The 272-nt window shown below is 50.7% G+C and carries 1 protein-coding gene; it reads right to left on the bottom strand.

The window, feature by feature from the left end; genetic code table 11:
• A partial coding sequence (locus ACODJP_RS14055) for a carbonic anhydrase (RefSeq protein ID WP_422482558.1) occupies positions 1–258 on the bottom strand: 258 nt, incomplete at its 3' end.
• Positions 259–272 lie beyond the last annotated feature (14 nt).

Here is a 272-nt window from a genome sequence, read left to right as displayed (position 1 = left end):
CTTCACGAAATCATAGTGCCCTCCTTTTAGTGCGAGAGTCTTCTTCACCAACCCTTCTCTCACAAATGGGTACGTCAGGAGGTTTCCTAGAGAGACGTTCACGGCTTCCTTTTCGCACGTGCCACATTGATGGTCGAATGATAAGTCTCCGTTCTCAGCCAGCACCTTGTTCTTGGCAGGCAATGCAATCTTCACCCAGTCCTCGATGAAATCAGTGCCGGATGTTCCATCACATGGGAAGGACATGACCCCCTTGATACCTCCACAGGCAC

Origin of the sequence: Pleomorphochaeta sp. DL1XJH-081, from assembly GCF_049310885.1 — a bacterium.
In the GTDB taxonomy this organism is placed as follows: domain Bacteria; phylum Spirochaetota; class Spirochaetia; order Sphaerochaetales; family Sphaerochaetaceae; genus CAYZJV01.
This window is presented reverse-complemented; position numbering and strand designations above follow the sequence as displayed.